Genomic DNA, 26320 nt, shown 5'->3' with positions numbered 1-26320 from the left:
GTTAGGCCGTGCTGGTCAGGGCCGGGGTCGGGAGCTTGCGCTGCCAGACCTCGTCCAGGGCCATGCGCATCGCACCGGTGACGACCGCGTCCTCGGCCAGAGCGGACAGCTCCAGCTTCGGGTGGTTCAGCGTGAGCAGCCGCAGCTGGTCGGAGATGGCGTCGAGCAGTACGGCGCCCGCGCGGGCGACACCGCCACCGATCACCACGGCAGTCGGGTCCAGCACGAGTACGGAGGGGGCAAGTGCCCGGGCGAAGTCGCGGGCGACCTGCTGTACGACGGCCTGGGCCACCGGGTCACGCTCTGCCGCAGCCGCGAACACATCGGCCGTGTCCAGCTGCTCGCCACCCAGCTCAGCCAGTCGGGAGCTGGGGTTGTCGAGTGCTGCCTGGCGGCCGAGTGCTGCGATGGCCTCAGAGCCGACCGCACGCTCCAACGGTCCGCGACTGTCCTCAGGGTTGATGACGTCGTCCGGGCCGGTAGCGATGAAGCCGATCTCACCAGCCGCGCCGGTGCCTCGGTGCAGCCGTCCGTCGATCACGATGCCGGCACCGAGCCGCTCACCCCACTGCACGGCCAGCAGCGTGCCGGTGCCACCGCGAGCGGCGGCAATGGCCAGCGCGGCCAGGTTGGCGTCGTTGTCGAGCATCACCGGGCAGTCGAGCAGGCTGCGGACATGCTTGGTCAGGTCAACCGCGGACCAGCCCGGCACGCTCGGGACCAGCTGGACCCGACCGGTGTGCTCGTCGACGATGCCAGGGCTGGCGGCAACCGCGGCCGCGATGTCCTCGGCCGGCACTTCGGCCTCCGCCAGCGCCTCGGTGATCACCTCGCTGATGACTCCGAGCAGCTCCTGGGCGGTCCAGCCGGGGCCAGAGCGTCGTACCAGGGAGAGCTTGCGTCCGGCCAGGTCGGAGACGCCCACGGTCACCCGGTGCGGGCCGACATCCAGGCCGAGCACCGGCGCCGCACGGCCGCGCAGCGAGACGCGGATGGCCGGGCGGCCGAGCGAGCGGTCCGCGGAGTCCGGCCCGTGCTGCTGCAGCCAGCCGGCGTCCAGCAGCTCGTCGACGGCCTGGGCCACGGTCGGTCTGGCCAGACCGGTCCGTTCGACCAGTTCGGCGACGCGCAGCGGCGCGGGCGCGGAGCGGCGCACCGCATCCAGCACCGCGGCGACGTTGATCCGCCGCAGCATCGTCGTACCGCCGCCGCCGACCGTTCCCTTGCTCATGTCCGACCCCTTGCCTGCCACTCGCCCATCCTAATAGAAAGCGAGTGTTCATAAATTACCGTGTCATACCGCGTCGACGGGCGGTCGCCGAATCCGTGAGTCGACAACTACCACCCTCCGGCCGTCCCACGTCCCAGCACACGCATCAGTGCCGGAATCGGACCACCTTTGGTCTGGAGCGGCACCGTCAGTCCTGGACGACGGTCCGGGCGAAACTGCTCAGTGCCTCCCGATCCGGTTGCTGTGTCTTGGTCATCAGGCTGGCCACATGCTTCTCCACGGTCCGTGGCGAGATGTGCAGCCGGGACGCGATCGACTTGTTCCCGATCCGGTCCACCAGCAGCCGGCAGACCTCGTACTCGCGGCTGGTGATCCCGAGCTGCCGCAGATGCGCCGGCACCTGCTCGATCCCGCTCCGGCGTTGGGAGACGGTCGCGCCGAGCTGACGCAGCAGACTACGGCACGAACTGGCCACCACCGGGATTTCCGCGTTGTGGAAGTAGTCCTCGGCCTGCCGCAGCCACGCGACCGGCTCACCCCAGCCGTCGGCGTACGCCGGCTCGGCAACCATCCGCAGACCCAGGTAGCGCGCCATCGGGTAGAGCGACGCAGTCTCCTGCGCCTCGACCATCTTGGCGTTGGCCGCGGCCAGCCGACCGTCCCGGCCGAGCAGTACGGCGTGCGCCAGCTGAACGAACTGCTTGTTCCACCGCATCCCACTGGCCGCGGCAGCCGTGATCGCCTCGAAGTGTGCCCAGCCGTTGCGGCCGGACAGTACGCCGAGGAGCAGCCCCAGCCCGTACTTCCCCGAGGTGTGCAGGGTGGTCGGGTTCTGAGCGTCGTACGCGAGGGCCTGGGCCATCTCGGAGTCGGCCAGCTCGCGGTTCTCCTCCAGCAGCGCGCAGAACGTCCGCGCGAGTCCGTAGGAGTAGGGCAGCTCGTACGACGCCCGCTCGCCACCCCAGTTGGCGGCCTCGGCCAGCGTCTCCTCCATCGCCGTACGACGTCCCCGGTGTGCCTCGAGGATCGCTTTGGTGGACAGGAAGTACGTCGCCGAGCGGCCGAGCCGGAGCCGCCGGGTGATCTCCAGGCACTCGTCAATGATGACCGCGGCCTTGTCGTACTCGGACCGCAGGATCGCCTGCTGGCCGAGGATCCCGTCCACCTCGTAGGCCAGCGGGATGGCGCCGATCCGCAACGCCTGCTGCCGGGCGCGTTCGAGCTCGACGATGCTGCCGTTGGCCAGGCAGATCGTGCCGGCCTGGAAGATGTGCGAGCAGACCCGCTGGAAGGTCATGTTGTGCTCTTCGGCCACCAGCCTGGCCCGGTGGAAGAAGTCGATCGATCGGTCCAGGTCGTGCTCACGCGACAGGATGCCGAGCAGTTGCAGGGCGTCGCAGGCGACGGCGGGCAGCTTGGCGCGTTCGGCGGCTTCGGCCGCGCGGGTGGCCAGCTCGGTCGCGGCCTTGAGCCGGCCGGGACTCGGCCGGGCCAGCTCGAGGTGCGCGGCGATCGCGTCGACCGGCGCGAGGTCCGCGTCGCCGGCGTCGATACCCAGCAGCGTCCGGGCCGTCGCGACCTGGGTCAGGGCCGCCGACCAACGGCCGGCCATGTGCTCGAGATTCGCCAGCTGCACGTGCAGTGCGGCGACCTTGCGGCTGTCCAGGTTGCGGTCGGCCATCTCCTCGATGGTGCCGGCGTGGGCCGTGCTGTTCTCGAACTGGCCGGTCTCACTCAGTGCGATGAGCAACGACCCGAGCACCTCGGCCCGGTAGCTGGTGTCGGAATCGCTTGCCAGTAAGGCGGTCGCGCGCTCCAGCAGCTTCACTGCCGATGCCATCGACCCCTCGTCGAAGGACCGTCGCCCAGCCGTTGCGAACAGCCGGCCGGCTCGTGCCATGTCTCCACCGGTCTCCGCGAGCTCGGCCACCATCTGGCACCACTCACCCGGCAGCCCTGGGTGGAGCTCTTCGATCGCGTCGGCACACCGTCTGGCAAGTGTGGACCGTTCAGTCGGCGTCAGCCCGGCGAGCAACGCGTCAGCGGTCAGCGGATGCCGGAACGCGTACCAGTCCGGCACCGGCTCGTCCGGCCCGACCAACTGCGCGGCAAGCCCAGCACGCAACGTGGCGAGCAGCAATCGCTCGTCAGTCCCAGTGGCCTTACGTACGACGCTCAACGGGAAGCGGTGGCCGATCACCGCAGCCAGCACCAACAGGTCGCGTGACTCTGGTCCGAGCTGGTCGGTCCGGCTACTGATGCTCCTGACAACGGCTGCTGGAACGTTTGTCTGCAGGCCGTCCACCACCTGCACACTGCCGTCAGCCTTCGACAGCAGCTGCCCGGACCTACTCGCCTCCTGCAGCAGTTCCTCAACGATAAAAGGGACTCCAGCACTGTCCCGCCACAGTTGGTCGACCAGTGCATCGGGTACGCCGTCCGGCGGTACCTCAAGGCAGCCGGAAGCCAGCTCACCAACTTCAGCCCGGTCCAACGGCTGCAGCTCGACCAGAGCGGCCGAGCCGCGTTGTGCGGACAACCTGGCGAGCTCGAGCGCCGCACAGGTCTCCGAGCGCAGTGTGGCGACCAGCGCGATCGGCTGGTCCTCCAGGTTGTCGAGCAGATACTCGATCACTGCCAGTGTCTCGGGGTCCGACCCGTGCAGGTCCTCCAGCACCAGGAGGCAACCACGGTCCTTGCCGACCAGTGTGAGCAACCGCAGGACGGCTTCACCGAGTACGACGGTCGACGTGGCGGTGCTGTGCGCCGTACCGTCGTCCCAGTCCGGGACCAGGCGGCCGAGCACCTGCCGGTAGGGACCGAGCCCGTCGGCGGCCGGCATCTCGCCCCGGCGGATGAGTGACAGTAGTGCCTCGGTGAACGGGCGGAACGCAACCATCGTGCCGATGGCTCCGACCCGGCCGCGCAACGTCGCCATACTGTCGTCGAGCGCCCGTGTGGTGCCGACCCCGGCCAGCCGGCTCTTGCCGATCCCGGGCTCGCCGACGAGGAAGACCGCACCCCCGTATCCGCCTCGGGCCGCGGCCAGCAGGCGGTGGAGCTGATCGATCTCCCGGTCTCTGCCGACCACTCTGGGCGCACGGGTCTGCATGCTTGCCAACTCTAACGACGTATCGCTGCCACCGCAGCGAATGAGCAAGGTCGACCGGCCACCCCCCAGCGAGCCGGTCGACCTTCGGCTGTCAAGCGCTTGCTCAGCTCTCGATGGTCGGCCAGGTGCTGCCGAGATCGCTGGCGGCGACGGCGGCGGCGAACGCGCTCAGGCCGACGGTGCCGACCAGGGCCATGGCCCGGGCGCCGATCTTGGATCGCGTCGGCAACGTGATCGGACCGAGCGGGTCGGTGCTCTCCGGTGCCTGCTGGACGTCGGGCTGCTCTTCGTTGTGCTGGGCGGTCATGCTGTCTCCCCAATCGGTTGGTGGGCGTCAGCGCTGTGGTGCGCGCTTCGGCCCGGCGGATGGTTCGAGCAGCAGGACGGACGGAACGCGTTCGGAGAACGCCAGCCGGAGCAGGCCGTAGCCGATTCCCGCCAGGCCGGTCAGCAAGCCTGGTGACGGAACCGCTCGCGGTGTCCCGCACTGAGGTCCGTACTGCTGTACTGCCGCGAGCACCAGCCCGGCCCGGCGACGCCGGACCGCCTCAACAGCTGTGTGATCGCGTTCGGCGAGCCACACCAGTGGCTCCACCGCGCCGAGCTCGCCGTGACACAGACTCAGGTCGGCGAGCACCGGACGTTCTGCTGCGGCCCTCAGGTAGGCGTCGAGGTCCGCGGGTACTCCGGCACTCAGCCGGGCCAACGCGGTCCCGGCGTCACCAGAGCACCAACCATGGCTACCAGGGCGCTCTGGCCGGTCCAGATCAGACGCCGCCCGTGCAGCGTCCGTGTACCTGTCACCAGGTACGCCGTACCGGCCGAGAGCCCAGGCAATTCCCTGATAGCCCCGGGCGAAGCCGTGATCCGCTGCTACTCGGCCACGACGGAGCCCGAGCTCCACTGTGCTGACCAGCTCGTCGGCGTACCGCTCGGCGAGCCGGGTGGCGATCGCATTGCCTTGGATCGCTTGCATGGCGGTGAGACCGCCGGCTGCGCCTTCGGCGTACGTGGGGAACTCGTCGGGCTTGAGCTGCTCGATGAGTTCGAGGGAGGCGGTCAGCCAGGTGGCGAGGTCGGAGTCGCCGAGAAGGGAGTGGAGGCGGTCGAGGCCGTAGCTGATGCCGCCTAGTCCGTGCAGGCCCGGGCCGACGAGCTGGGCGGACTCCGGGTCCGCTGCCAGGCTCTGCAGCAGGGCAGGGAGCGGCCGGATCGCGTCACGCGCCAGCTCGCAGTACTTCTGGGCTCCGGTCAGCACACCGACCTGTGCGAGGAAGAGCGCCGTACCGGTGTAGCCGTTGGAAAGCCCTGCTCCCATTGGCCTTACAGCCCAGTGGTGGTCGTCGATGAGTTCCAGACCGAGCCAGTTCGCCGCACCGCCGCGTTCGCTCTGGACCTGCGCCATGATCTCGTCGGCGATGTCTGTGGCGGCGGCCAGCAGGTGATCGGGGTCTGCCTCAGTGGCACCCAGGCCAGGCCTGCCGGCGGTGCTGGAGTGCACGATCGACTCCGGCCTGGTCGCGAGCGTCGCGGAGATCAGCCACTTCTGCCGATGCTCGTCGATGTCGCTGAGAGCCGCGATCTTCGCCTCGACAGCACTGAGGCCTTCAGTGGCCAGCACGTTCGGGATGTGAGTGCCGTCGGATGCCCAGACGTCACGGCTGTCCGGACGGGTAGTGAAGAGCGGTACGTCGCCTGCCCACAGATCTGCCAGCTCGTACGGCACCACGGCGTGCAGGGCCTCGTCGGCGTCCCACAACAGGTCGAGTAGTTGGCTGCGACCAGCTGCGTCGCGGAGCGCATCCGGGTGCGTCGACTCGTCCAGGAGACCTGTGTAGAGGCTGGTGCTCCGCGGCACGAAGCGGATCTGGTCCGTCGCGCAACGGGCCAGCAGGCCGTCCGCGCCGATCAGCTCCTCACGGTGCCAGGCAATCGCCTCGTACGCGGCCCGGAACCCGGTGAGCAAGGCGATCTCGTGGTCCCGCGGTTCGATGTCGGCACCGTCGAGTCGCGGCCGGTTCCTGGCGCCGTGAGTCTTGCCAGGGCGCCTGACGAGGTGCATCGAGTCCAGACCGGCGTCAGCCCAGTCGACCACGCTGGTAGGTGCCGTCGCATCGGCGTCGCCACCCAGTCCGGACATGTCTGCCACACCGTGCTCGCCGCTGACCACCAGTGGCAGCAACGCAGTGCGATAGACCGAGCTCAGCAGTGCCCGGTACGCCGGGTCACGGCTGAGTGCACCTGCTGGTGCGTGACTCGGGTGGAACAGCGTCTCGATGTCGACGAGGACAGGCTGCTCGCCGACGGCGATCAGGTTCTCGTAGTGCATGTCCGTGCCGTCCAGCACGTACAGCAGTGCCAGCAGAGCGCCTTGCCTGTGGTAGAAGCGACGTACCTCGGCCAGGTCGTCGCAAGGCTGAGGTACGACGTACTCCGACCAGCCGTACCCATCGCGGGGGAGTATGCCGACTGTGCGGATGTCCAGGCCGGTCTTGTCGTTCAGCCAGTCGACCAGCTCGTTGAAGTGGCTGTGCAGGTCGAGCGATCGCGGTTTGTAGACCAGCCGTCGCCCGTCCGCGAAGGTGAGGGTTGCCGTGGACCGGCCGCCCCGGTGGGGATCGCCGGCGGGGTCGATGGCGGTCAACGCGCCGGGATCACGGCCGTCGAGCAGTCCGGCGACGAGTGACTCCCGATCCTCGGCGAGTCGTGCCAGGAGTTCGAGGTGACCCTCGACGCCCTGTCGGCACGACTCGCCCAGGACCCGGGCCAGCACCGGGTAGGTGGCCAGGAACTCCGCCAGCTCGCTCCCTCCGACGAGCCGGTGGGTGAAGTCCAGAAAACGGGCGGCCGAGGTGGCACCGGCCAGCTCGCCGCGGTCACGTGCGCGGGCTAGCTCCAGCACCAGCGTCCGCGACGCCAGCTTCACCATCCGCAGTCCGAGCCGTTGCAGTAAGTGCTCTGCCAGTACGCCGCTGTGCCCGGCGGCCGCGAGGTCGCGGCGAGCCGACGAGAGGAGCGGGTCGAGGCAGCGCATAAGCGCCTGCCGCCAGTCGCGGTGCCCACCCGAAGCCTCGTCAGCCCCACCTGATGTGTGGCCACCGACGACATCGGTCCCTGCGGGGCTGCGACCAGCGGCAGGCGCGGTCTGATTGGTGCTTCGTTCGACGTACTCGGCCCAGGCCGGCGCCGAGGTCGTCAACTCGTGCGGGCGCATCCCGGCGGACCACCAGGCGTTGCGCTGGTCGGTCCGGGCAGGCCCGGCGGTCGCTGAGTTGAGCACGCGGACAGGCTGCCATCGGGGACCCGCCCCAGACATGGGTATCGAGCCCCCATATTTCGCCGGACGGCCGGAAAGTGCGCAGCCGACACCTGCCGCGGGGTGACGACTGGGGGTTGACCACCCCGCGGCAGCAGCGCCCGGCCGGGGGCGGCCTCTGGTGGAAGGCCGGCCCGGCTCAGGACGGGAGCGCTACGGCTCCCAGCTCTGTGTCTGCACTCGTCTTCGGCCTCCTCTGTCCGCGAAAGTGGTGCCTCTTCGAGAAACGTTCGGCACCTCTAGCGGCGCCCCAGACGCCCGCTGGCGGCGTTGTCGTCGTCGCGCAATGCTCCGCATTGCTCTCCTCCTCCGCCTTGCCAGCGAACGACTGGGCCACCGCTAGAGGCACCAACGTTCCTCGAAGAGGCACTGGAAGGAACGCCGGGAACGATGCCCGACCGATCAGCGGTCCGGCAAGACCTCCGCACCCCCATTTTCGAGACTCGGCGCTCCGGCCGGAGGGTGGGTGTTCGCGGGCCGGAACATGGGTGCCGAACACCCATGCGCGAACTGCTCGGACACTGCGACGGTTGGCAGGTGCTCGCCCCTGTGACTCCTGGATTGCCCGTCTCAGCGCATTCGGTGCTCGACGTAGTACCGCAGCTGCCCGGTCAGTCGGCTGCGGCCGCACTCCGGGAGACCGCGGAGGTGGCACAAGCTGCCGATGACCTCGGATATCGCCGGTTCTGGTTGGGGGAGCAGCACGGCGTCCGGGGTGTCGGCAGCGCGACACCTGCTGTGCTCGCGGCTGTCCTGGCCGCGCGAACAGACCGGATCCGCTTGGGCTCGGGCGGCGCACTGCTGACGACCCACCAGCCTCTCGTCATCGCGGAACAGTTCGCCGCGCTGGCAGCGGCGTACCCGAGTCGGATCGACCTTGGCGTGGGTCAGCAGAACGGTTTCGTGCCCAGTACGGCGGCCGCACTCGGCGGTGCCGCCCATGACACGTTCCCGCGTCGGCTGGACGAGCTGTGTGGGTTCCTTCGCGACGGACTACCCGGCCGGGCGCCAGTGGGCGACGTACGGCTGTCGCTGGCCGGCCTGCCACCACCTGTGTTCGTTCTGGCCGATCACCCCGGTGCTGCGGCGACTGCCGCCGTACGAGGGTTGCCTGTCTTTCTGGCGCATCACTGTGCTGCTGCCACGACGCTTGCGGCTGTGGCGGCGTACAAGGAGCACTTCGAGGCGAGCGGACCGACGGTGAAGCCGTATCTCGGAGTGACGGTCGGTGTGGTGGCGGCGGACTCCGAGGAAGAGGCAATCATCCGCTTCGCTGAGTACGTGCGGGTGAAGACGCGTCTTGCTGTCGCGTCGCCACGGGCCACTCCGGCCGAGCTGATGGAGCTGCTGGAGCCGCCGCTGACCGGCCGCGAGCGCGGCCGGGCGGAGCGGTTGCTGGACGACCCCGGCCACATCGTCGGCTCACGGACCACAGTGGTATCCGGACTGGGCTCGCTGGTCGCCAGCACTGCTGCCAACGAGATCATGCTGGTCCCACTGGCCTTCGACGGCCTGATCAGATCGGCCATCCTCCGCACCATCGCAGCCGGTCTAACCCGCACGATCCGCACCGTCCCGCGTCACGCACCACCGCTCATCGCCACAGCCTGAACGGGTACCTATCGTGGGTACTGCCGGACGCAACAGAAAGGCAGGCTCATGGAGCGGGAAGTCGTTGAGGCATGTCCGAACGAGCTGTTCATCGGCGGCAAGTGGCAGGCGGCCGCAGGCGGGAAGACCCTGGCCGTCGAGGACCCGGCCACCGGTACGACGCTGTGCGAAGTTGCTGATGCGAGTCCTGCCGACGGCGTGGCCGCCCTGGACGCTGCTGTTGCGGCGCAGGCGGACTGGGCCGCAACGGCACCACGCGAGCGTGGCGAGATCCTTCGCCGGACCTATGAGCTGATGACCGAGCGCGCCGACGAACTGGCGCTGCTGATGACGCTGGAGATGGGCAAGCCGGTCGCCGAGTCCAAGGGCGAGATCGCCTACGCGGCCGAGTTCTTCCGCTGGTTCGCCGAGGAGGCGGTCCGGATCGACGGCGGCTACCAGGTCGCACCGAACGGCCAGGGCCGCTTCCTGGTGATGCGGCAGCCGGTCGGCCCGTGCCTGCTGATCACGCCGTGGAACTTCCCGGCCGCGATGGGTGCCCGCAAGATCGGCCCGGCGGTCGCGGCCGGCTGCACGATGGTGATGAAACCGGCCTCCCAGACTCCGTTGTCGATGCTCAAGCTGGCCGAGTTGATGACCGAGGCCGGGCTGCCGGCCGGCGTGCTGAACGTGATCACGACCAGCGACTCCGGCGGCGTGATGGAGCCGCTGATCCGCGACGGACGCGCCCGCAAGCTGTCCTTCACCGGCTCGACCCAGGTCGGCCGGAAGCTGATCGAGCAGTCCGCCGAACAGGTGCTGCGGACCAGCATGGAACTCGGCGGGAACGCGCCGCTGCTGGTGTTCGCCGACGCCGACCTGGACAAGGCCGTCGACGGCGCGATGCTGGCGAAGATGCGCAACGGCGGCGAGGCTTGTACGGCGGCCAACCGGATCTACGTGCAGACGCCGTTGATGGACGAGTTCGCGACCAGACTCGCCGAGCGGATGGCCGCGCTCACGGTCGGCCGCGGGACCGAGGAGGGAGTCGACGTCGGCCCCCTGATCGACGCCGCCCAGCGGGACAAGGTGAAGGACCTCGTCGACGACGCGATCACCCAGGGCGCCCGGGTGCTGACCGGTGCCTCGGTTGCTGAAGGCAACGGGTACTTCTACCCGCCGACGGTGCTGGCCGACGTACCGAGGACGGCCCGGTTGCAGAAGGAGGAGATCTTCGGCCCGGTCGCCCCGCTGACCGCCTTCGAGACCGAGGAGGAGGCGGTCCGGATGGCCAACGACACCGAGTACGGCCTGGTCTCCTACCTGTTCACCAACGACCTGACCCGCGCCCTCCGCGTCTCCGAACGCCTGGAAACCGGGATGATCGGCCTCAACCAGGGCATCGTCTCCAACCCCGCGGCACCCTTCGGCGGCGTCAAACAGTCCGGCCTCGGCCGCGAAGGTGGCAGCACCGGCATCGACGAGTACCTGGAGCTCAAGTACGTCGCCATCAACGTGGACTGATCACTCCGCCAGCCACTGCTGGATCGTCTCCTGGTCGGGCCGCGGACTGGTCCCGATCGCGTGCGGGACGAAGCGCGCGTAGTAGTCGGTGATGGGTCCGTCGGACTCGCGGACCATCATGCCGGCCGCGACACCGTCGACGATCCAGCTTCCGATGACGGCGCGATTCCCGTCGTACGACGGCAGCGGGTGCCACTCCTGGTAGACCATCGTCGCGGTGTCGTACGGGCCGTCGTGGATGTGGTCCTCGGCGCCGGCCACGGTGTGGATCCGGATGTTGCTGCCCTCCCGGCCGTGCAGCGGCTTGGCCACCCACTCGAGCAGGTCGCCGGGATCATCGAAGTACGCCGGCAGCAGGTTCGGGTGGTCCGGGTACAGCTCCCACAGCACCGGCAGGATCGCTTTGGTCGACAGCATCGTCTTCCAGATCGGCTCGATCCACCGCACCGGCTCGGGTTCCAGGCCGGCGAGCACGTAGCGGCCGAACTCGTCGTCGAGCATGTCCTCCCACGGGTAGAGCTTGAACGCGGTCCGGATCGGCCGCCCGCCCCAGTCCACGAAGGCCCGTCGCCCCGAGTCCCAGCCCAGATCCTCGATCTCGTGCCCGTACGTCGCCAGTCCGGCCATCGCGGCGGTGTCACGCAGGTAGGCGACCGTCATCGCCTCCTCGCCGGAGGTCTCCGCACCGGAGTTGAAGAAATGCGCCTCGTTCCCCGGGAAGTGGCCGGCCGCGAGGTGCTCGGCCCACCACTTGACCAGGCGGTCGTGCACCGAGTTCCACTGATCCGCATCCGGGAACACGTCCTCCAGCCAGTTCCACTGGATCACCGCCGACTCGACCAGCCCGGTCGGGGTGTCGCCGTTGATCTCCAGCATCTTCGGCTCGGCCCCGCTCCAGGCCAGGTCGAACCGCGCGTAGACCGACAGGTCGTCGCGCTTCAGCGACTCGCGGACCAGCGGCAGCGTGCCGGGTGCGAGCCCGAGCTGCGTGTCGGAGAACCGGTCACCCGCCGCCATCACCGACGCCGCGTGCCGGCACATCTCGTACAGCTCCTCGGTGACGCGCTCGAGGTGCAGCACCTCGTCCATCGTCACCTCGTACCAGGCGCTCTCGTTCCAGTACGGCGTCTCGGTGCCGTCCGGCAGGTCGGTCATCGGAAACACCAGGCCCTGCTCCACGACGGTGTCCTTCCACCGCGGCCGCGGCTTGATCGCGTGCCGCCACATCAGCCGCCAGAGCTCCCCTTGCCGGCCTTGCCGAACCCGCCGCGGGTGATGGTGCCGATATCGCCGCCGCCCTTGTCCAGACCACCCCGCTTGACGGTCGGCGACCCTGTCCTCGGGACCGTGTAGGTGCCGTTGGCAGCGTTGTAGCGGCCGCCGATCGGTGGCACGAACGCGTTGCCCCGGGTGGCCATGTAGAACCAGAAGAACCCGGCACCGGAGCCGTGGTACTCGCGCTCGTCGGTGCAGTTGTCGTCGTCGGCGCGGGTCTGGGTCTGCGGGTCGACGCAGATCGCGGCGTAGTCCGGCTGTTCCTCGCCGGCGCACCCGGTCAGCGACGCGGCCATCAAGGTCGTGAGCCCGAGCGTGACTGTCGCACTACGCATCCGTCGTCGTGTCACGCCCTGCCCTCTCCCTCGGCCGGCGGCTTCATCGAGAACATGATCGCCGCCCCGACCACCATCGTTACACCCACCACAACCAGCGGCCCGGTGCCCACATCCGCCACCGCGAGCACCAGCACCACCGCGAACGACAAGCTCGCCAGCAAAGGCACCACCAGGCGCAGCACCAGCCGCTCGCGCAGCGCGCCTTTGAAGTAGACCGGTACGGCGGCCGCCGTCGCCAGGTAGTACAGCGACACCAGCACCGACACAGCCGCCACCGAGTCGGCCAGTACGGCGTCCGAGGTCAGCACGAGCACGACGTACACCCCTACGCTCACCCCGGCGAACACCCAGGTGGACACGGTCGGTGTCTGGTAGCGGGCGGAGATCCGCGCGAACTGCCCCGGGAACGCGTCCCGCCGGGCCATCGACAGCATCGTCCGGGCCGTCGGCAGGATCGTGGTCTGCGTCGATGCCAGCGCCGACACCAGCACCGCGCCGACGAGGAACTTCCCGCCGGCCGTGCCGAGCAGGTCGTTCGACAGAACGGCGAAGAAGTCGTCGTCGGCGGTGTCCGCGAGCGGATCCACCCCGGCGTACGCGACCGCGGCCCAGGCGACCACGACGTACAGGACGACCAGGAAGCCGTTCGCGATCAGCGCGGCGATCGCCGGTGTACGTCTCGGGTTGCGCGTCTCCTCGTTGACGCTGAAGGACGAGTCCCAGCCCCAGTAGAGGAACACCGCGACCAAGATGCCGGCCGCCCACGCGCCGTCACCGGTCTCCGAGAACGCCTGGATGCTCAGGGACCCGGCCTCGCGGAAGGCGTTGATCGCGAACCACAACAGCGCGACCACCTCGACGGTCAGCAGCACGAACTGCGTGGTCGCGGCGACCCGGATCCCGCGATAGGCGAGCAGGGCCATCACCAGGATGAAGGCCGTGCCGAGCCCGGCCTGCGCGAGCCGGGAGTCGGCGGCAGTGTCCAGGCCGAACAGGAGGTAGGTGTAGACGGCGGCGACCTGCGCGAGGTTGCTCATCACCAGCACACACGCCATCACCGTGGTCCAGCCGACCATCCGGCCGGTGCCCATACCGAACGCCTTCTCGGTCCACGGGAACGTCGTACCGCAGTCCGGCTCCGCCCGGTTCAGCTCACGGAAACACAGCGCGACCAGGATCACCGGGATCGCACTCGCCGCCAGCACGAGCGGAGCTGCCGCACCGGTGTACCCGGCGAGTAGTCCCACCGAGACAGCCAGCGAGTACGCCGGTGCCGTCGAAGCAATCCCGATCGCGGTCGACGAGCCCACTCCCAGCGCATCGCGCCGCAGACTCCGCCCCCGCGACCGCGAACCAGTAGTCGTCATACCATCCATTCGCTCGGTCGTTCCCCCAGCGTGCCACCTCCCCGGGTCTCGGACCGTGCAACCCCCTCAGCTCACCAGGTCGTTGGCCGATCGCAGGACGGGTACGCCGACGCTTGTCGGCGCGGTGGCTGCGGTGACGTGGAAGGTGTGCGACTCGCCAGCTGACAGGGTGACGAGGCCCGAGTCGACCCGGGCGGCCGGGTCGAGGCGATCGGGGAACAGCGCCAGGTCCTTGGCCAACGCGGTCGCGGTGACGGTCACGTCGTACCCCTCGTCCGTCGCGACGACCGACGCTGCGTAGGCGTTGCCGGACAGACGCAGCGCGGTGTCCTCGACGAAGTACCAGTACGTCGTGGTGCCGTCGGCGCCGCGGACCTCGAGGTACTCACGCGTCGGGTCGGTCGGCTTGGTGACGGACTCGGGTAGCGAGCTGAGGGTCGCCGAGCGCGGCTCGACCTCAGGCGCGAAGGTCTCCCTGGCAAAACTGTCGGAGCCGATGGATCGGCGGGTGACGGTGATCTCGGTCGACCAGGTCGTATCGGTGTCGTTGTGCGCGGCAACCACCAGCTCGTTCTCCCGCGGCTGGACAGTCAGCAGGCGCTCGACGTACACGCGCTTCAACGCGAACCACAGCGGCTTCCGGATCCCATGACCGTCGACGGCGGCCCAGGAGACCACAGGCCAGTTGTCGTTCAGCTGCCAGACGACCGCGCCGGTGTTCAGCGGGTACAGACTGCGGAAGTGCTCGATGCCGAAGGCGATCGCCCGCGCCTGGTTCAGCTGCGTGGTCCAGTGCCAGTCGTCGATGTCCTTCCACTTCGGCAGGTGCTCACCCAGTCCACGCTCCAGCTTGAGGTTGCCCTCGAACGCCTTCTGGTGCACGAGCATCTGCTCGCCGTACGGATCCAGCGGCTCGTCGTGCACCACCGAGGTCAGCGTCGACCAGGCCGGCGGCCCCTGGAACCCGAACTCCGACACGAACCGCGGCTTGTACTTGCGGTACGTCGTGTAGTCCACCTGGTTCCACACGTCCCAGATGTGCATGGTGCCGTGGCGCTCGTCGTTCGGGTGGATGAACTGGTCGAACGAGTACGGACTGCCCTGCGAGTACGGCGTCCGCGGGTCGAGCTCGGCCACGATCCGCGGGAGCAGGTCGAAGTAGTACCCCGCACCCCACGGCCGGCCGGCGAGCGGCACCCGCCAGCCCCACTCGACGTACCCCCAGATGTTCTCGTTGTTGCCGTTCCACACCGCGAGGCTGGCGTGCTGGCTCAGCCGGGTGACCGCCTCCCGCGCCTCGGCCTCCACCTCGGCGGCCAGCGCCTCATCCTCCGAGTACGCCGCGCACGCGAACAGGAAGTCCTGCCAGACCAGGATCCCCTGCTCGTCGCAGATGTCGTAGAAGTCTTCGCTCTCGTAGATCCCGCCACCCCAGACACGGAGCAGGTTCATCCCCGCGTCGAGCGCGTCCTGGATGCTGGTCTCGTACGTCGCCCGGTTCAGCCGGGTCACGAACGCGTCGTCCGGGATCCAGTTCGCCCCGCGCACATAGATCGGCTTGTCGTTGACCGACAGGACGAACTGGGTGCCGTTGTTGTCCGGGTCGACGTTCAGCGAGACGGTCCGGAACCCGACCCGGCCCTGCCAACGGTCCTCGTGCACCGCGACCGTGACGTCGTACAAAGGCTGCTCGCCGTGGCCGCGCGGCCACCAGCGATCGACCGCGTCGACGGTCGACGTGACCGAGGCCGTCTCGGTGCCGGCGGCAACAGTCAGTTCGGTCTTCGTCCCGCCGACCTCGACCGTGACGGTCACGTCCTCGCTGAAGCCGTCCGCCCAGGCCAGCGTGAGCTCGGTGTTCAGTACGCCGCTGTCCCCGTCGAGACCGGCGAGTGGCCGGACCGAATCGATCCGGACGCCGGACCATGACTCGACCCGGATCGGCCGCCAGATCCCGACGGTCGCCACATCCGGTCCCCAGTCCCAGCCGAAGTTGCTGGCCATCTTCCGCAACGCGTTGTAGGGATGGAGATTCGTGTGCGGCCAGGTCCCGTACCCGGCCGACACCGCCTCGGCCGCGGTCACCGCGCCGGCGAACTCGATCACCAACTCGTTGCCCTCGGCCACCAGCAGGTCGGTGACGTCGAAGCGGTAGGAGCGGTGCTGGTTCGCGGTCCGGCCGAGCTCCCGGCCGTTCAGGGTGATCGTCGCGACCGTGTCGAGCCCGTCGGCCACCAGTTCCTGGACGGCGTTGCCATCGGCGGTCCAGTCGAACGACGTCTGGTAGCTCCAGTTGGTCCGCCCGATCCAGGCCAGCGCGGACTCGTTGTCCCCGTCGAACGGATCGGGGATCTCCCCGGCCGCGAGCAGGTCGGTGTGTACCTCACCCGGAACGGTGGCGGCGATCGTTGTGCCGAACTGCCCGTCGAGCGCGCGCACGGTCCAGGCGGCGCCGCCCTCGGTGGTCAGCGGGACTGTCTTCACGGATGTCACAGGAGCTCTCCAGAGTGAACCGGTTTAGTTGGCGCACACCCCTCCCCGGGCCGGGAGCGGTGCCCTTCAGTCTTCCAGAACGACCTGTCGCCACAGGTCGGCGATCGCGCGATGCCCCGCGGCGGTCGGATGCACTCCGTCGCCGGCCAGCGCTGCGGCTCCGAGGCTCGACGCCTGCCGGTTCAGCTCGACATCGGCCGGCACCAGGATGGCGCCGTACTCGACAGCGAGTTTGCGGACCACGTCGAGCTTGGGATCGAGGTCTTCCCGCCAGGCCTCCTGCCCGTCCTTCACCGGCAGCAGGAACGGCTCGACCAGTACGACGGGACAGGTGAGCGGATCCAGCAGTGCCCGGTACGACGCCTCGAACGACTCGGCCGTGGTCGGGTCGTCCTCGTCGTACCGGCGCCAGGTGTCATTGATACCGATCAGCACCGACACCAGCGACGGCTCGTGCGCGAGGACGTCGGTGGACCAGCGACTGACCAGGTCGACAGCCCGGTTGCCGCTGATGCCGGCGTTGACGATCCGCGGCCGGCGCGCACCGAGATCGTCGTACAGGTTCCGGACGTACCCGTTGCCGAGGGCTTCGGGGTCGGTCCGGCGACCGCAGTCGGTGACGGAATCCCCGGCGAACACGAGGGTTCGCCGGGGATCCAGCAGTAGTGATCTCACAGCGTGGCCGCGTGGACGTCCCAGTCGTCTGGCAGGATCGGTGCGACCTCGACCGTGCTGGTCACGTCGACGAACGCGCCGGTGTCGATCGACTCGGTGATGGAGGCCATCACGTCGACGATGTGGAACGCCAGTGCGCCGGTGGCCCGGTGCGGCCGGTTCTCCCGGATCGCCCGCGCCATGTCCAGCACGCCGGTGCCCCGCTCCGCCGACGCCTCGGTGTTGGCGATGGTCTCCCAGTCGTCCGCATCGCGGCGGCGGATCTTGATCTCCCCGTCGAACCGGTTCGGGTCCGGTACGGCGAGGGTCGCCTCGGAGCCGGTGATCTCGACGAACCCGGCCCGTGACAGCGGCGAGTCGAAGCTGAAGATGCTCTGCGCCGACTGCCCCGACTCGAACCGCGCGATCGCGCTGACGTGGGTCGGCACGGTCACGTCGAAATCGGTCCCCGCGAGCGGACCCGATCCGATCGTGCGCTTCTCCCGCGACTTCGAGCCGAGCCCGGCCACCGCCGCGACCGGCCCGAACAACTGGACCAGCGTGGTCAGGTAGTACGGACCGATGTCCCACAGCGGGCCTGCGCCCTCCTGGAACAGGAACGCCGGGTTCGGGTGCCAGGACTCCGGGCCGGGGGACTGCATCAGGCTCAGCGCGGTCAGCGGCTGGCCGATCTCACCGCGCTCGATGATCCGGCGCGACTCCTGCAGGCCCGGACCCAGGATGGTGTCCGGTGCGCAACCCAGCCGCAGACCCGCGTCCTTGGCGGTCGACAGCAGCTTCAGGCCGCTGTCCTGGTCGAGCGAGAACGGCTTCTCGCTCCACACATGCTTGCCTGCGGCAACCGCTGCCAGCGCGACCTCGACGTGCGCGATCGGGATGGTCAGGTTGACCACGATCTCCACGCCCGGGTGGTTCAGCACCACGTCGGGACCCCCGTGGGTCTCGATGCCGTACTGCTCCGCCTTCTCCTTGGCCGCCTCCGGCCGAAGGTCGCCGATGGCGAACACCTTCAGGTCGGGGAAACTCTGCATGCTCTTGATATAGGCGTCGGAGATGGTCCCCGCGCCAATCACACCTACTCCAACGGCACTCACCGACGTCCTCGCTTCGCTCCGGGCGCCGATGAGGCACGAGGCCCACTGCGCTGGATGATGAACTCGCTTCGCTCGTTCATGCAGGCGCACCCTCTCCGGTCAGGAAGGTGTAGCTGCCCTCGACGGCGTCGAAGATCTCGCCGCTGAAGTCGTCCAGCTCGACCACCCGCAGCGCGTTCGGGACCGCGGCCAGGATGTCCGCGACCGCGATGGTGCCGGCGCCGACCGCCACCTGGGCCTTGTTGTCCAGCGTCCCATCGCCGTCCTTGACGTGGATCGCCTTCACCCGGTCGCCGAACTTGCCGAGCAGCGCCGGTACGTCGGCACCGCCGACGGCGGCCCAGTAGGTGTCCACCTCGAGGATCACCTCGTCGGACAGGTTGTCGACCAGGATCTCGAGCGCGTGCACGCCGTCCACCTTCGACTCGAGCTCGAAGTGGTGGTTGTGGTACCCGACCGTGATGCCGTGATCGGCGGCCTCGACGGCGGCCTTGTTCAGCGCCTCCGCGGTGGCCTTGATGTCGTCGGCGGCCTGCCAGCGGGCCGGGTCGACGAACGGGTCGATCACGGTGGTGATGCCGAGCCGCTTCGCGGCGGCGTAGATCGGGCCGCTGTCCTCGCGGAGCAGACCGGCGTGCGTGGTGGGCGCCGAGAGGCCGTACTTGGGCAGCGCCTCGGCCAGGCGGTCCGCGAAGGCAGTGACACCGAAGGGCTCGACCTTGGTGTAGCCGATCTCCGCGATACGCGCAAGGGTGGCGTCGAAGTCCTCCTCGAGCTTGCCTCGGACCGTGTACAACTGGAGGGACAGGTTGTCCACTGCGACCATGGTTTCTCCTCGTCGCCGACGCCTCGCCCGCTGCCCTGGGCTCCGCGCCGACTTAATTGCCGAACCGGTTAAGTAACGACGGCAACCGTATCCCAATCGCGCCGCTCCACACCACCCTCGGCCCAACCACTGGGCGGTCACCTGTGAGCGTGGATTTGATCAAATCATTACTCTCTGCGCTTGCCCAATGACACGGCGTAGAAACCGGCGCACACTGAAGGATTCCGGACCGTCCGTCAGCGGTCCGGGCGCCCGTTCGAAGGAGGCCGTCGTGCCCCGAGTCACCATCAAGGAGATCGCCCGTCGGGCAGGCGTCTCCAAAGGCGCGGTGTCGTACGCGCTGAACAACCAGCCGGGGGTCTCCGAGGCCACCCGGGCGCGGGTCCTGAAGGTCGCCGAGGAGCTGGAGTGGGTGCCCAACCGGGCTGCCCGGCAGTTGTCCGCGGCGCGCAGCGAGACGTTCGGGCTCGTCCTCGCCAGGACCGCGAAGACCTTGAGTGAGGAACCGTTCTACATGGGCTTCGTCGGCGGCGTGGAGTCCGTACTGGCCAGGAAGTCGTACGCGCTCGCCCTCCAGGTGGTGGCGGATCTGCCCGCGGAGTTGGCGACGTACCGGAAATGGGCTGCGGAGCGCCGGGTCGACGGCGTGATCGTTGTGGACCTGCGGGTCGGCGACCCGCGGATCCCGTTGCTGCGCAAGCTCGGCGTACCGGCCGTACTGGTCGGTGACCCGTCACTGGCCGACGGGATGGCCTGCGTCTGGACCGACGGCGCGTCGGCGATGAACGCCGCGGTCGAGCATGTCGCGTCCCTCGGTCATCGCGCGATCGCCCGCGTCGCCGGTATGTCGGAACACGGCCACGTGTGGGTCCGGGACCAGGCGTTCACGGCGGCGAGCCGACGGCTGGGCCTGGACGTCAGGGTGGTGCACACCGACTTCTCCGCCGACGAAGGTGCCGCCGCGACGCGTGCGCTGATGACCGCCGACGCTCGGCCGACCGCGATCATCTACGACAACGACCTGATGGCGGTGGCCGGTCTGGCCGTCGTACAGGAGCTGGGGCTGCGGTCGCCGGATGACGTCACGTTGGTCGCCTGGGACGACTCGACGCTGTGCCGGCACACGCATCCGACGCTGACCGCGATGAGCCACAACGTCGTCGCGTACGGCGCCGAGGTCACCTGCCGACTCTTCGATCTCCTCGAAGGTGCGCGCCCGCAGGCACACCTCTACTCGACACCGCTGCTGATCATCCGCGACAGCTCAGGCCCACCGCCTAGCAGGCAGTGACGGTGACCGGTACGCCGTTGACCGCGGAAGTACCGGCCACGGTGTCGGTGAACTCGGCGTCCGTGACGTCGTTGGCGCTCGGTCCGGCGACCTGATTCGCGACCGACAACCGAGAGCCCGGCCGGCCGTGGCCGAAACCGTGCGGCAGGCTGACCACGCCGGGCATCATGTCGTTGCTTGAGGCAACCTCAACCGCGACAGTGCCGGCCGCCGAGCTGACGTTGACCAACTGGCCGTCCGACAGGTCGTGCTTGGCCAGGTCGTCCGGGTTCATCAGCAGCTGGTGCCGCGGCTTGCCCTTCACCAGCCGGGCCGAGTTGTGCATCCACGAGTTGTTGTTGCGCAGGTGCCGGCGGCCGATCAGCAGCAGTTCGCCGTCGTTCCCGGTGGCCAGCGCTGCCAGCCGGGGGAGGTCGTCCAGGATCATCCGCTGGGCGAGGTCGATCCGCTTGGTCTTGTGGTGGAGCGCCCCCGGGAGCGCGGGCTGCAGCGGTCCGAGGTCGATCCCGCCCGGCGAGTTCCGCAGCTTGCGGAGTGAGAGCCGGTACGGCCCGATCCGCAGTCCGAGGTCGACGATCCGCCGCGGCGACATCCGCAGCCGCGCCGACGCCAGCACCTTCCGGCGGCTCATCGGCGTACGACTCAGCAGTCGCAAGGCGAGATCGCGGAAGATCTCCCAGTCGTGCCGCGCCTGCTCAGGCTTCGGCAGTACGGCGTCGTTCCAGCGGGACGTGTTGCGGACGGCGAGCTGGTGAAAGATCACGTCGTAGTGGTCGCGCTCGAGCGGTGGTGCGGGCGGCAGGATCACGTCGGCGTGCCGGGTGGTCTCGTTGATGTAGGGATCGACGGCGACCATGAAGTCCAGTGTGTCCAGGGCCTCGTCGAGTTTGCGGCCGTTCGGCGTGGACAGCACCGGGTTGCCGGCGATCGTCACCATCGCGTGGATCCGGCCGTCACCCGGCGTCAGGATCTCCTCGGCCATCGTCGACACCGGCAGCTCACCGCCGAACTCGGGCAGTCCGCGGACCCGGCTCCTCCAGACGCCGACGTGCCCGCGTCCGAGCCCGAGCAGCGCGTTCACCGCCGGCCGCGGGAACATCGTCCCGCCGGGCCGGTCGAGGTTGCCGGTGATGATGTTGAGCACCTGGATCGCCCACTGACACAGCGCCCCGAACTGCTGCGTCGACACCCCGACGCGTCCGTAGCAGGCGGCCCGGTCGGCCGTCGCGAACTCGTCCGCGATCCGCCGGATCACGTCGGCGTCGATGCCGGTGATGCCGGCCGCGCGTTCCGGGGTCCAGGGCTCGACCGCTTGCTCGACCGCCTCGAGGCCGTCGACGTACGACGCCGTCGTTGCCTGGCCGTTGGCGATCACCTGGTGGATGAGCGCGAGCAGGAAGGCCGCGTCGGTACCGGGCCGGACGAAGTGGTGCTCGTCGGCGACCGCGGCGGTCTCGGTCCGGCGGGGGTCGATGACGACGACCCTGCCGCCGCGCTTCTGCAAGTCCTTGAGCCGCCGGCCGAAACCGGGTGCGGTCATCATGCTGCCGTTCGAGGCGAGCGGGTTGGCACCGAGCATCAGCAGGTACGACGTCCGGTCGATGTCCGGGACCGCGATCATCAGCTGATGCCCGTAGAGCAGGTACGACGCGAGCATGTGCGGGAGCTGGTCGATCGACGTCGCGCTGAACCGGTTCCTGGTCTTGAGCTGTCGCACCATCGTCGGCAGGTGCGTCAGGGCGCCGAGGCTGTGCACGTTCGGGTTGCCGAGGTAGACGCCGACCGCGTTCCGGCCGTGCTCGCGCTGGACCTCGGTGAGGTTGGAGACGACCAGGTCGTACGCCGCGTCCCAGCCGATCTCCTGCCAGCCGTCGGCGGTACGTCGTACGGGCGTGGTCAACCGGTCCGGGTCGTCCTGAAGGTCACGGAGTGCCACCGCCTTCGGGCAGATGTGACCGCGGGAGAGCGGGTCCGACTCGTCGCCGCGGATGTCGGTCACCCGGCCGTCCTCGACCGTCACGAGCACACCGCAGATCGCTTCACACAGGTTGCACGAGGTCCGCCGTACTGTGGTCGCCATCCAGCCAAACTACCCTTGGGTAGCCTCTCTGGTCATCACTCGAAGCGTGCCTCGTCGAGGCGGCCCAGGATCGCGTCGACGGTTTCGCCGGCGGACAGGTCGGAGTTGTCGAGCCAGAGGCCGCGGCGCGGGGTGAATGCGTGCAGTTCGTAGTCGAGCTCGTCGACCAGGTGATGCGCTCCACCGAGCCGGCTCGAGATGACCTCGGGGCGCGGCGTGAGGACGACGAGGTAGCGCGGTCTGGTCCGGATTCCGTCGAGGAACTCGCGCAGCAGTTCGCCGATCACGACGTCCTGCAGGATCACGGTGAAACCGGCATCGGCATACCCGTCGGCGGCCTGACAGGCGAGCCGGTAGCGCAACTGGAGTTGCCGTTGGGCCGCGGCGCTGTCGTCGGCCATCGAGGCCTGTCCGCTGACGATCATCCGGCGGAACACATCGCCGCGGAGGTGGACGCCGTACTGGAATCTCTCGGCCAGTAATTGCGAGACCGTCGACTTCCCGGCCGCCCTGATTCCACTGACGACGATCACCCCCTCGGATTCCATGCTGGTGATCGTGCCACGCCTGGCGAGGTTTTAGTCCGGTCTCGGTGAAACTTGTCGTTCCCCGGACCGAAAAGCTCCGTTTGTAAGGGGTTTCAGGCCAGCAGGGTCTCGATGTGATGGCGCAGGATCTGCCGGACCCGGGCCGGGGTGGAGCGGTCCGGCTGGATCGCCGCGTGCAGGGCGAGGCCGTCGATCAGGGCATGTAAACGTTCGATTTCCCGGGGGAGTTCGAGATCCTTCCCCAGAACGCCGGAATCGGACAATGCCCGCATCAGGGATTCGCACAGAGAACGCAGTCCGTCGTGCACCTTGTCGACGTGTTCGTGCAGGCTGCCGGCGTCCGACTCGGCCTGGGCCTGGGCCATGAAGGCCATCCAGACGTCGAACTCGGCGCGGCGCTCCTCGTCGAGCGGCAGCGCCTCCTCGAGATAGCGCAGTGCGACCGCGGTCGCGCTGCCCTTCGGGCTCAGCGCACTGATCCGCTCGGTCACCCGGCGGAAGACCAGGTCCATCGCGAAGCTGAGCAGGCCCGCCTGGTCCGGGAAGTAGTAGCGGACCGCGCCCGCGGACCAGCCGGCCTCGGCGGCGATGGTCCGGACCGAGGCGGCCCGGATCCCGTCCCGACGGACCACCCGCCAGAGCGCTTCGGCGATCTCCTCGCGGCGGGTCTCGTGGTCGACGATCTTCGGCACGTGTCCTTTTTAGCACAGCCGTGTTAGAGTCGGTTGTAACACGGTCGTGCTGAATAAATCTCGGGAGGGTGAACCGCTGTGTTGCTCGCTGTCATCGCTGCGTGTGAGATCGGGTTCTGGGTCCTGCTCGCCGCCGGCCTGGCGACGCGCTATCTGCTCCGGCTGCCGAAGGCGGGGATGGTGCTGCTGGCCGGCGTACCGCTGGTCGATGTGGTGATGCTGGTTGCCAGCGTGATCGACATCCAGCGCGGCGGCGAGCCGTCGTTCAAGCACTCACTGGCCGCGATCTTCATCGGCGTCAGTGTCGGCTTCGGGCACCAGACGCTGAAATGGGCGGACAAGTGGGCCGCGCACTTCATGGCCGGTGCGCCGCGTCCGGTGAAGCCGCCGAAGGGTGGTCCGGAGCGGGCCCGCCGCGAGCGTGCCGGCTGGTTCCGCCACCTGCTCGCGTACGCCGTCGGCACCGGCATCATGCTCGGCCTCGGCGTCCTCTCCGGTCAGGGGTACGACGCTCTGCTCGGCCCGGCCTGGACGTGGACCATCGTGCTGGTGATCGACGCCATCGTCTCCTTCAGCTACACCTTCGACGGCGCCGAGGCTCGCGAGAAGGAGAAGGAGTCCGTCTGAGGTCCCAGTGTCCAGTGTCTCGTCGTCGTACATTGCGTTCATGACGACGACGGGGCGTAGTTGGGCGGGGTTGACCGCGCTGATCGTGGCGGTGGGCATCGTGGTGCAGGTGAGCGTGACGGCGAACGGGAACGATGGGTTCTTCCGGGACAACCCGGACCGGGTGTTCAACGTGTTCGCGTACTTCACCATCCAGTCGAACCTGTTGCTCGGTGGTACGGCGCTGATGCTCGCACTGCAGCCGGATCGGCCGCAGGGCCTGGTGTTCCGGGTCTTGCGGCTGAACGGGGTCCTGTGCATCGCAGTGACCGGGATCGTCTACCACGTGGCGCTCGCGTCGCTGGATGAGTTGTCCGGGTGGGCGGCGGTCGCGAACTTCCTGCTGCACACGGCCGCGCCGGTGGTCGGCGTACTGGGCTGGCTGCTGTTCGGGCCGCGCGGGCGGACCGATCCGCGTGTCGTTGCCTGGTCGCTGGTGTTTCCGCTGCTGTGGCTGGTGTTCACGCTGGTCCGCGGCGAGTTCGTCGGGTTCTATCCGTACCCGTTCGTCGACGTCACCGAGCACGGTTATCCACGGGTGCTGCTGAACTGTCTGCTGGTCGCGATACTGTTCCTGGTTCTGGCGGCCGGGGCCACCTCCCTCGATCGCCGGTTGTACCGGAAGACAACCGTCGAAAGGTAAGACCCGTGCTGGTGACCTCTCGCTCGTACGCCGAGTACGAAGCGATGTTCGACCTGACCGAACTCCCTGAGTCCATCCTCGACTGCTGTGCGGGTGGTGCGGGCTTCACCGCCGAAGCCGCCGCCCGTGGTGTCGACGCGATCGCCGCCGATCCGGCGTACGAGCTCGAGCCCGCCGAACTGGTGGACACGGTCCGGCGGAGCCTGCCCGCAACCGCCGGGATCGTCGACGAGCACTCGGGAAGCTTCGTCTGGCACTGGTACGGGTCGCCGGAGCGGAAGGACCAGTTCAGGATCGAGGCGGCCGACACCTTCCTGCAGGACGTGTCGGTGGCGCCCGAGCGTTATGTCGCGGCCGGGCTGCCGGAACTGCCCTTCGGGGACAGGCGCTTCGAGCTGGTGCTGTGCTCGCACCTGTTGTTCACCTGGGCCGACAAGTACGACCGGGACTGGCACCTCGCGCCGCTGCGCGAGTTGATCCGCGTCAGCAACCGCGAGGTCCGCATCTTCCCGTTGGTGATGCAGGGTGCCGGTGAGCCGGTGCCCTATCTGCCGGAGTTGCTGGCGGCGCTGGACGGCATCACCTGGGAGGTCCGCAAGGTGCCGTACGAGTTCCAGGTGGGCGCCAACGAGATGCTCGTGCTCACCCGCAGCTGACGTCTGGTGCCCCCCACCCATCGCGATCACGGATGAGTTGCGCACTAACCCGCCACGAGGGGTGGGAGGCGCCAAACGGCAGCTGACTACTCGCCGCCACGGCTTGCCGTGGTGGCTGTTGGTGCTGAGGCCGGTCGGTACGACGGGAGGACGGTCTACCGCCGCACCGACCGGTTGGACTGTGTCAGCGCAGGAAGCGGCCGCACACCGGCCACGGCTGGGCGCCGCGCTGGGAGTACAGCTTCTTCGCGCGCATCAGCTGCTCGGCCGCCGACGCCTTCGCCGGGTTGCCGGAGCCGCCGACGCTGCGCCAGGTCTGCAGGTCGAACTGGAACAGCCCGTAGTAGCCGGCCGGGTTCACCGCCCGCGGGTTACCACCGGACTCGCACTGCGCGACCTTCCTCCAGGCGGCACTCATGTTCACGCTCGTCGCGGGGCGGTCGTCGGAGCGGTTGGTGCGCACCTTGCGCTCGGTCTTGCGGACCTTCCTGGTCTCGACCTTCTTCGCGGTCGCCTTGCGCGGGGCGGTGGCCTTCTTCACACCGTCCAGCGACAGGGTCTGCCCGATCAGGATCAGATCGGGGTCCTTGAGGTTGTTGAGCTCTGCCAGCTCATGCCAGTCGGCACCGTTGGCCTGAGCGATCTCGGAGAGGGTGTCGCCGGGCTTGACCGTGTAGTCGGTCGCGAAGGCCGCGCCCGCGCCGGCGGCGGTGATACCGGCCCCGAGGCCGGCGATCGTGAGGGTCCGGGCCACCCGGCGGGTACTTCGCCGGGGGCGCGCATGTCGTGCTTTGGACATCAGAAGTGCGCTCCTCGTGAGCTAGGGCATGGTGGTAACTCACCAGACCCCCCGTGCAGGGGAGGGGGCATTCGGGCAGGTCACAGGACAGCGTCCGAATGGTC

General features: G+C 68.8%; 21 protein-coding genes. 6 read left to right on the top strand and 15 right to left on the bottom strand.

Annotation, left to right across the window (positions count from 1 at the left end; translation table 11 throughout):
* Position 1: 1 nt before the first annotated feature.
* From EV652_RS16750 to EV652_RS16735, 4 genes are all read right to left on the bottom strand, one after another.
* Entirely contained in the window at positions 2-1231 is a 1230-nt protein-coding gene (locus EV652_RS16750; protein WP_242001817.1) for an ROK family transcriptional regulator, read from the bottom strand.
* 187 nt (positions 1232-1418) lie between these two features.
* Entirely contained in the window at positions 1419-4343 is a 2925-nt protein-coding gene (locus EV652_RS16745; protein WP_132210055.1) for an ATP-binding protein, read from the bottom strand.
* A 103-nt stretch (positions 4344-4446) separates the two neighbouring features.
* Entirely contained in the window at positions 4447-4650 is a 204-nt protein-coding gene (locus EV652_RS16740) for a hypothetical protein (RefSeq protein ID WP_132210054.1), read from the bottom strand.
* 27 nt (positions 4651-4677) lie between these two features.
* Positions 4678-7623, bottom strand: a complete 2946-nt coding sequence (locus EV652_RS16735) for a type 2 lanthipeptide synthetase LanM family protein (protein WP_132210053.1) — start codon at positions 7621-7623, stop codon at positions 4678-4680.
* A gap of 585 nt (positions 7624-8208) precedes the next feature.
* On the opposite strand from EV652_RS16735, the gene EV652_RS16730 reads away from it, so the two are divergent.
* Both EV652_RS16730 and EV652_RS16725 read left to right on the top strand, forming a co-directional pair.
* A complete protein-coding gene (locus tag EV652_RS16730) occupies positions 8209-9270 on the top strand; it encodes an MsnO8 family LLM class oxidoreductase (RefSeq protein WP_242001816.1) in 1062 nt (353 codons plus the stop codon).
* Positions 9271-9318: 48 nt separating this feature from the next.
* The gene (locus tag EV652_RS16725; RefSeq protein WP_132210051.1) at positions 9319-10773 is read left to right on the top strand and encodes an NAD-dependent succinate-semialdehyde dehydrogenase; all 1455 of its coding nucleotides are present in this window, start codon (positions 9319-9321) and stop codon (positions 10771-10773) included.
* Here the strand turns inward: EV652_RS16725 and EV652_RS16720 are convergent, their stop codons facing one another.
* The 7 genes from EV652_RS16720 to EV652_RS16690 all read right to left on the bottom strand — a co-directional run bounded on the left by EV652_RS16720 (position 10774) and on the right by EV652_RS16690 (position 18841).
* The gene (locus tag EV652_RS16720; RefSeq protein WP_132210050.1) at positions 10774-12000 is read right to left on the bottom strand and encodes a glutathionylspermidine synthase family protein; all 1227 of its coding nucleotides are present in this window, start codon (positions 11998-12000) and stop codon (positions 10774-10776) included.
* The gene (locus tag EV652_RS16715) at positions 12000-12383 is read right to left on the bottom strand and encodes a hypothetical protein (RefSeq protein WP_132210242.1); all 384 of its coding nucleotides are present in this window, start codon (positions 12381-12383) and stop codon (positions 12000-12002) included. The genes EV652_RS16720 and EV652_RS16715 overlap by 1 nt, the downstream gene beginning before the upstream one ends.
* Before the next feature lie 11 nt (positions 12384-12394).
* Complete coding sequence (locus tag EV652_RS16710; RefSeq protein ID WP_132210049.1) at positions 12395-13753, bottom strand: APC family permease; 1359 nt, start codon at positions 13751-13753, stop codon at positions 12395-12397.
* Positions 13754-13819: 66 nt separating this feature from the next.
* Complete coding sequence (locus EV652_RS16705; protein ID WP_242001815.1) at positions 13820-16237, bottom strand: glycoside hydrolase family 2 protein; 2418 nt, start codon at positions 16235-16237, stop codon at positions 13820-13822.
* Between the two features lie 75 nt (positions 16238-16312).
* A complete protein-coding gene (locus EV652_RS16700; protein WP_132210047.1) occupies positions 16313-16921 on the bottom strand; it encodes an SGNH/GDSL hydrolase family protein in 609 nt (202 codons plus the stop codon).
* Positions 16918-17994, bottom strand: a complete 1077-nt coding sequence (locus EV652_RS16695; RefSeq protein ID WP_242001814.1) for a Gfo/Idh/MocA family protein — start codon at positions 17992-17994, stop codon at positions 16918-16920. Before EV652_RS16695 ends, EV652_RS16700 begins: the two co-directional genes overlap by 4 nt.
* A 97-nt stretch (positions 17995-18091) precedes the next feature.
* Positions 18092-18841, bottom strand: a complete 750-nt coding sequence (locus tag EV652_RS16690) for a sugar phosphate isomerase/epimerase family protein (RefSeq protein WP_132210045.1) — start codon at positions 18839-18841, stop codon at positions 18092-18094.
* A 271-nt stretch (positions 18842-19112) separates the two neighbouring features.
* Between EV652_RS16690 and EV652_RS16685 the strand changes: the two genes are divergently transcribed.
* Complete coding sequence (locus EV652_RS16685) at positions 19113-20132, top strand: LacI family DNA-binding transcriptional regulator (RefSeq protein WP_132210044.1); 1020 nt, start codon at positions 19113-19115, stop codon at positions 20130-20132.
* Here EV652_RS16685 and EV652_RS16680 read toward each other — a convergent pair.
* The 3 genes from EV652_RS16680 to EV652_RS16670 all read right to left on the bottom strand — a co-directional run bounded on the left by EV652_RS16680 (position 20119) and on the right by EV652_RS16670 (position 23452).
* Entirely contained in the window at positions 20119-22212 is a 2094-nt protein-coding gene (locus tag EV652_RS16680; RefSeq protein WP_132210043.1) for a molybdopterin-dependent oxidoreductase, read from the bottom strand. The two genes, EV652_RS16685 and EV652_RS16680, sit on opposite strands and share 14 nt — an antisense overlap.
* Before the next feature lie 35 nt (positions 22213-22247).
* Positions 22248-22760: an AAA family ATPase gene (locus EV652_RS16675; RefSeq protein WP_132210042.1), complete on the bottom strand. Its 513-nt coding sequence runs from the start codon at positions 22758-22760 to the stop codon at positions 22248-22250.
* Between the two features lie 92 nt (positions 22761-22852).
* Positions 22853-23452, bottom strand: a complete 600-nt coding sequence (locus EV652_RS16670; RefSeq protein WP_132210041.1) for a TetR/AcrR family transcriptional regulator — start codon at positions 23450-23452, stop codon at positions 22853-22855.
* Positions 23453-23530: 78 nt separating this feature from the next.
* Between EV652_RS16670 and EV652_RS16665 the strand changes: the two genes are divergently transcribed.
* Genes EV652_RS16665 through EV652_RS16655 form a run of 3 tightly spaced genes read left to right on the top strand, consistent with a single transcriptional unit; the run spans position 23531 to position 25417 of the window.
* Positions 23531-24079, top strand: a complete 549-nt coding sequence (locus EV652_RS16665; RefSeq protein WP_132210040.1) for a 2TM domain-containing protein — start codon at positions 23531-23533, stop codon at positions 24077-24079.
* Positions 24080-24119: 40 nt separating this feature from the next.
* Positions 24120-24761, top strand: coding sequence for a Pr6Pr family membrane protein (locus tag EV652_RS16660; RefSeq protein WP_132210039.1), 642 nt, complete (start codon positions 24120-24122; stop codon positions 24759-24761).
* A gap of 5 nt (positions 24762-24766) precedes the next feature.
* Positions 24767-25417: a hypothetical protein gene (locus EV652_RS16655; RefSeq protein WP_132210038.1), complete on the top strand. Its 651-nt coding sequence runs from the start codon at positions 24767-24769 to the stop codon at positions 25415-25417.
* A 184-nt stretch (positions 25418-25601) separates the two neighbouring features.
* Here the strand turns inward: EV652_RS16655 and EV652_RS16650 are convergent, their stop codons facing one another.
* Positions 25602-26216, bottom strand: coding sequence for a transglycosylase family protein (locus EV652_RS16650; protein WP_132210037.1), 615 nt, complete (start codon positions 26214-26216; stop codon positions 25602-25604).
* Positions 26217-26320 lie beyond the last annotated feature (104 nt).

The sequence above is a fragment of the Kribbella steppae genome (assembly GCF_004342025.1).
Classification (GTDB): Bacteria; Actinomycetota; Actinomycetes; order Propionibacteriales; family Kribbellaceae; genus Kribbella; species Kribbella steppae.
Note: the sequence above shows the minus strand (reverse complement) of the source record. Positions and strands in the feature narration are given on the sequence as shown.